Origin of the sequence: Nostocoides australiense Ben110 (assembly GCF_001050535.1) — a bacterium.
Classification (GTDB): Bacteria; Actinomycetota; Actinomycetes; order Actinomycetales; family Dermatophilaceae; genus Nostocoides_A; species Nostocoides_A australiense.
The window spans coordinates 3,650,615-3,657,160 of sequence record NZ_HG764815.1; the positions used below are offsets into that span (position 1 = coordinate 3,650,615).

4 protein-coding genes and 1 pseudogene are annotated in these 6,546 nt (G+C 66.3%); 3 read left to right on the forward strand and 2 right to left on the reverse strand.

Features of this window, described 5'->3' with window-relative positions:
* Window positions 1-298: pseudogene (locus tag BN11_RS17900) on the forward strand (IS1634 family transposase); the annotation flags it as partial.
* 500 nt (window positions 299-798) lie between these two features.
* Here the strand turns inward: BN11_RS17900 and BN11_RS17905 are convergent.
* Window positions 799-1,449, reverse strand: coding sequence for a TnsA-like heteromeric transposase endonuclease subunit (locus BN11_RS17905; protein ID WP_162213285.1), 651 nt, complete (start codon window positions 1,447-1,449; stop codon window positions 799-801).
* A 314-nt stretch (window positions 1,450-1,763) separates the two neighbouring features.
* Window positions 1,764-4,325 (reverse strand): replicative DNA helicase, encoded by a 2,562-nt coding sequence (gene dnaB / locus BN11_RS17910; protein ID WP_201329301.1) that lies wholly within the window; start codon window positions 4,323-4,325, stop codon window positions 1,764-1,766.
* Between the two features lie 421 nt (window positions 4,326-4,746).
* Here dnaB and BN11_RS17915 point away from each other — a divergent pair, with 421 nt between their 5' ends.
* Window positions 4,747-5,976 carry an acetyl-CoA hydrolase/transferase family protein gene (locus tag BN11_RS17915; protein WP_048699655.1) on the forward strand — a complete coding sequence of 410 codons (1,230 nt, stop codon included), beginning with the start codon at window positions 4,747-4,749 and terminating at the stop codon, window positions 5,974-5,976.
* A gap of 318 nt (window positions 5,977-6,294) precedes the next feature.
* A partial coding sequence (locus BN11_RS24285; RefSeq protein ID WP_048699656.1) for a helix-turn-helix domain-containing protein occupies window positions 6,295-6,546 on the forward strand: 252 nt, incomplete at its 3' end.

The following is a 6,546-nucleotide window of genomic DNA, read 5'->3' on the forward strand; positions in this document are numbered from 1 at the left end:
CTGGCAGGTCGAGGCGTCGTTCCGGATGTCCAAGAGCGACCTACGCGCCCGACCGATCTTCCACCACACCAAAGACGCGATCGAGGCCCACCTGACCATCGTCTTCGCCGCGCTGGCCATCTCCCGGCGCCTCCAAGACCAGACCGGCATGAGCATCAAGAAGATCGTGCGCGCGCTCCGCCCGATCCAGCAGATCACCATCACCATCGCCGGCCACCCCCACACCGCGGCCGACTCCCTCACTGACGCCGCCCGAGACATCCTCATCGCCACAGGCCACGAGCCCGCGACACACTAAATTGGCACGACTCGGGCTGAACGACGAAGCGGGGTCTGCTCCAGGCCACAGCAGACCCCGCTTCACCCTGCCACTTGACAGAAACCAGTCACATATCAGCAGAGCCTCCCGGGCAAGGATCTTGGCCATCGCCTCGCATTTCTTGCTGTCCGAGACCTTTCGGGCCGGGTTGAACAGCGAGTACGGCTCCCCTGGTCGTGCGAGAGCGGGGTGCCCACGGGCGAAGCCCGTGCGAATGGTCAGAACGACCTCCAGCTTGTCCAGCGACTCTTGGACAGCGTCATCGCTGAGCCCGGACAAGACGGCCATCAATGACTCGGCCACCGCGTCCACCCGCCCGTGGACGATGGCGCGTGCCGGTTGGACGTCGGTCCACGACACCTCGTCGACTCCGCCGGTGACGTCGCGGACCGTGTACCCGAACGGGCCGACTGCGACCACCACTCGGGGTCCCTCCGGGAAGAGGATGGTGGCGCCCTCGTAGAGCGTCACTCGGGCGTTCATGTCCGCGCCGCATCGGTTGCCCACGCGAGGCGCGAGCGCTGATCCCAAGGGGCGTTGAGGTCCATCTCGATCTCGCCGGACCAGACCAGGTGCCACATGGCTGACGTGAGGAACCCTCGATCGTCATCGGCCGCGATGACATCACCGACAGTGCCGTCACCGTCGGTCAGGACACCCTGCAGGATCGCCTTGGCAGGCATCACCCACTCCGGGGCTCGGCGCGCCGACGCGATCCAGCGGAGGTTCAACGACGCCACCGGGTCCAGACCACCGAACAGCTCGTAACGCCAGCCGACCTTCGCGCAGGCCGCCTGAGTACGCGTCGACATCACCATGAACGTGTCGTCGCGTTCTTCCGGGGCGCGGACATCCCAGATGGTCACCGAACCGTCCCGGTGCGCGCTCAACACGTCGGGGATGTGCTTCGTTCCGTCCTCCCAGCGCAACAACACGGGTTGACCGACCAGCCACGTCACATCACGTTGATGGTCCAACCATGTCGCGAGCTCGTGCTCAAGACCAGACTCGAGGAACAGCCACCCACCCGTCGTCGTCGACATCGCCTGCACCGGGATGTTTCTCGACAGTCGGCCAGACTTTGTCTCCCGCACCGGCTGCAAGCTGCGTGGATCGGGCGGCCCCGCCACCCATGACCACTCGGATCGCGAACCCCCAGCACACCAAAACGACCACGTCGCTTCACCCACTTGGGCACCGACGGGCCGTAGCCCTACACTGGGCATGACGACACCTCCTGTCTCCTCACCCGGATCAGGTACTTGTCTTACGAGGGCGCTCCGCTGGAACGGGGCGCCCTCGACGTTTGTCTAGTGCGTTGAGCGTAGACCTTCCCCTCTCGCGCCGCCTAGCGCAGAAATCACGATCTGACAAGAAGACACGCCGTAAACCCTCCTATGAAACATAGGTGGCGGTTTGTGAAAAGTAGGACCCATCTCTACAATCAGAACCCGGCATTGGTCGCCATATTGGAGAAGCGGGAGTAGTGGCCCTGGAAGCCCAGGGTGATATCGCGGGTGGGGCCGTTGCGGTGCTTGACGACCAGGACGTCGGCTTCGCCCTCGCGTTCCTTTTCCTTATGCAGCAATATAACGACGTCTGCGTCCTGTTCTATAGAGCCCGATTCGCGCAGGTCGGACATCTGGGGGCGCTTGTCGGTGCGCTGCTCGGGGCCACGGTTGAGCTGGGAGATGGCGATGACCGGGACCTCGAGCTCCTTGGCGAGCAGCTTCAGGGCCCGGGAGAACTCGGAGACCTCCTGCTGGCGGGACTCGACCTTCTTGCCCGAACTCATGAGCTGCAGATAGTCGATGACGACCAATTTGAGGCCGTGCTGCTGCTTCAGGCGCCGGCACTTGGCGCGGATCTCCATCAGCGACATATTCGGCGAGTCGTCGATGTAGAGGGGGGCGTGCTCGATGCGGGTGACGACCTTGGCCAGCTTCTGCCACCCGGCGTCGCCGATCGTGCCCTTGCGCAGATCCTGCATTGACATCGACCCCTCGGCCGCGAGCACACGCATGGAGATCTCGGTGCGGCTCATTTCGAGGGAGAAGAACGCGGCCGGCAGGTTGTGCTTGATCGACGCGGTCCGGGCGATGTCCATTCCGAATGTCGAATTATGCGTCGGCACCATTTCTCGGCCGGCCAGATAAAGGTGGTCGGCGTTGTCAACCTCAATGCAGCGCACCGGGATCGAGGCAATGGGGCGGACCGCCGTGATGAATCGCGAGTCGCGGCGCTGGAAGGTGCGCTTGCGCAACTCCTTGTGACGAATTGCCTTGCGCGGCAGCCAAAAGACATCTTCATCAGTAGAGAATGTCAGAGTCGTGACAGTGGACGATGCCTCGGTTCGCCCGATGACACGTTTGCGGGATATACCGACACGCATCCCCAGCGACGCGATCAGTTCCGCAAAATCCGCGGCCAGGCGCTGGCTGGTGGTTGTGAACTGCACACATCCACTGGATGTCACCGTGCCGTCGGTGTCCAATAGCCCGGCCAATAGGTCGCGTCGCTGTCTCACGCTTCCGCGAAGAAGCGCTGCCGGAATGTGCTTGTTGCCCAGCAGATCCAACCCGCGGAGCAGGCCCTTGACTGTGCCGTGATCGTTGCGGCAGGCCTGGCAGCGCTCGTGGCCGCTTGTGACGACTCCGCAGTCGGGGCACGTCGGGACGAGTCGGCTCGTGCCTCGAGATTTCCCTCCGCAGGAGCGTCCGCACGTCTTGACCTGTGAGGTTGCGGGCACGAAGGTGGTGCCGCACACCACACATGAGCGGCTCGCGAGCACCGAACGGGGCAGACGCAAGCGGTAACGCATGAGGCCCGCCGTAGGGGTGACTTCGAGTCCTTCCCCCTCAAGGAACGCGACAATCTCCGGGTCGGCGGTGGTGATCGTGGGCTCGGCAGACGTGCCGTCGCCCAGCCACGCGCCGATCGCGTATGGACTCAGCGGCAGCTCAACATCGGGGAGTTCGAGCGGCTCGGCAAGCGAAACCGAATGGTTGAGACGGGCTTCAGGCGTCTGAGTGCGCAGCGTCGCCGCGATCTCCTCTGTCGTCCGAACGGCGGGCACGCGGTGGGCACTGCGGCGGCTGGCGCGGGTGTGCGTGACCCACTGGTGTTCGGCGTCGGCGACGATGGTTGCGCCGTCGGAGAAGACGACCTCGAAGCACGGGCGGCCGGTCATCACGGCGGTCGCCTGGGTGATGCGGGTGGGGCGACCGTCGGCGCCGAGGACGAGGTCACCGACGGCGACCTCGCCCATCGTCGTCCAGCCGGTCGGCGTCGGCAGGGGGGTATCCAGGGCGAGCGCCTTGCCGACAGCCGGGCGCGCGGCCACGACGATCATCTGGCCCCTGTGCAAGCCGTGCAGCAACTCGTCCAGCTCGGTGAAGCCGGTGGGGACACCGGTCATCTCGTCGGTGCGACCGGAGGCGACCTCGATCTCGTTGAGGGTGTCCTCCAACGTCAGCCCCAGGCGCACATAGTCCTCGGACCCGCGCTTGTCCGCCACGGCATACACCTCGGCCTGGGCCCGGTTGACGATCTCCTCGACGTCACCCTCACCCTGCCCGTAGCCGAGTTGCACGATCTTGGTGCCCGCCTCGACAAGCCGGCGCAGCAGCGCCCGCTCGGCCACGATCTGCGCGTAATAGCCGGCGTTCGCGGCGGTGGGGACCGCCTGGATCAGGTCGTGCAGATAGGCCTGGCCGCCGGCGCGCTGCAGGGTGCCGCGCTTGGTCATCTCGTCGGCGACGGTGATCGCGTCGACCGGCTCACCCCGGGAGAACAGGTCGATGATCGCGTCATAGATCAGTTCGTGCGCCGGGCGGTAGAAGTCGGTCGACTTCAACTCCTCCGCGACATCGCCGATCGCGTCTTTCGACAGCAGCATCCCGCCGAGCACCGACTGCTCGGCGTGCACATCCTGCGGGGGGACCCGGTCCCCGCCGGGCCCGTCCGGTGAGCCGAAAGCCCCGACATCGAGCTGCGCCAGCGTCACCGCGAACCACCTTCCGTAGCGCCTCCACCAACCACACCGGCAGTAGACCAGCGAGCACCGACAACGCCGCTGCCGCGGGCCGGGTGGGGAGGGGTCGGACCAACGTAAGACACCCGGCCCGGTCACGACAAAGCCGCCCTGTGTATGCCGTGTGGACAGCTTGTGCAACACGCCCGCCGCGGTTGTGCACACCTTCGGGAAAAGCCTGTGGAGACCAGCCGGTCACCGCAGTTGCAGGCCAGTGACCTGCAGTAACAATGATTCACCCCTGTGGACGAAAATTGTTTTTCCGCGTGTCGGACCCCGGTGATCCACACCCGCAAGCCAGTGGACAGGCTGCCGGACAACGCCGTACTGGACACTCTGCACGACCCTTCCGACCCGCCTTGGTTTGCCGCGCCCGGGGGTGGAGGATGGGGCTATGCAGATCGTCACGCCCGAGGCACTACAGAGCATCTTCGCCAGCTTTGCGGACAACAGCCGATTCGTCGTCAGCGGCAATGCCGCGATCCCGCACGTCGCCATCGAACTGATCGACAAGGCCCAGCAGCGCTACATCATCCACGCCCTCAACGCGAGCAAGGGCGCGGCCCCCGAGCGCGAGGGCGTGACGGCCGAGACCACCTTCGTCGGTGCCGGCATGCGCAAACACCCGGGACTGGCCTACGTCCCCTGTCGCCTCTCCCTCGTGCCGCGCCTCTTCGACGGCCCGCTCCCCCCGGACGCTGTCGTCATCCACACCGCCCCCGCCCGTGACGGCCAGCTCAGCCTCGGCATCGAGTGCAATATCCTGCCTGCCGCCATCGACGCCTGCCGCGCCCGCTCCGGCCGCATCATCGCGGTCATCAACGACCAGATGCCCTACACCTACGGCGACGCCCAGGTACCGGTCGACCTGGTCGACTACGCCATCGAGGTCAGCGTCCCGCTGCCCGAGATCACCCCGGCCACCCCCGATGCCGACAGCAACCGCATCGGCGAACTCGTCGCCGCCCGCATACCCGCCGGCGCCACCCTGCAGGCCGGCATCGGCGCCATCCCCGACGCCACCATCGCTCAACTGCATACCCACAAGGGCCTGCGGATCTGGACCGAAACCTTCTCCGACGGCGTCCTGGCCCTCGAACGCGGCGGATCCATGGATCCCAACCACCCGCTCACCACCAGCTTCCTGATGGGCACTCGCGAACTCTACGACTGGGTCGACGGCAACCCGCGCGTGCGGATGATGCGCACCGAGCGCACCAACGACCCGGCCCTGATCGCCCTCCAGCGGCACATGACCTCGATCAACACCGCCCTCGAGATCGACCTGTTCGGGCAGGCCAACGCCAGCCGCATCAACGCGCGGATCTATTCCGGCTTCGGCGGCCAGACCGACTTCATCGTCGGCGCCCTCCACTCCCCGGGGGGCGCGGCATACATGGCACTGCGCTCCTGGCACCCCAAGGCGAACGTGTCCACGATCGTCCCCCTCGTCGACGAGCCGGTCACCTCCTTCCAGCAGTCGGCCGTCGTCACCGAGAACGGCGTCGCCGAACTGTGGGGTTATACCCAGCAGGCCCAGGCCCGCCACCTGATCCGCGACGCCGCCCACCCCGACGTGCGCGAGGAGCTCTGGGAGGAAGCCCGCGAACTCGGCCTCGCCTGATCGCGCACACAAGCAATCACGCACACACGTAATCGCGCACGCCGGGAACCGATCCGCCGCCCCTGCGCTCTAAGGGGAGTCGCGCGCGCCGCCGGAGGGGAGGCGCGCGCGGCACGATTGCTTCCCCGTGCCGTATGCGGTCGCCGTGCCGTATGCCGTCGCGATAACGGTATGCCGTCGCCCACCCGTCCGGGACCGGACGCGGCGGCCTTTCTTACCTGGTACGCCGGGGACCGACATTCACTCCCTCGTAACGGCTTTGCTCCAATGATCCACTTCACATGCCGTGAAGGCGGTTTGGGAGGCAATATCTAAGGTGTGAGCACGTCGGCCCCGGAGGACTTCGCGCAAGCGCTCGCCCAGCGTCTCGGTGGGCAATCGGTCCGGCAGCTCGCGGCGGTTTCGGGATGGGGCCGGACCACGGTTTCCGACATCCGCGCGGGCCGGCACATCCCGAGCGAGGCACAGTTGCGCGACCTGCTCATGTCGGTCGGCGCCGACGAGTCGGAGATCGCCAGCTGGCAGGAGCGCCGCTCGGCCATCATCACCCCGCCGGCGGCGCCGGCCGCG

Excerpts from the sequence above, each read along its gene's own strand:
- BN11_RS17915 (WP_048699655.1), top strand. The coding sequence starts at position 4,747 with ATGCAGATCGTCACGCCCGAGGCACTACAGAGCATCTTCGCCAGCTTT.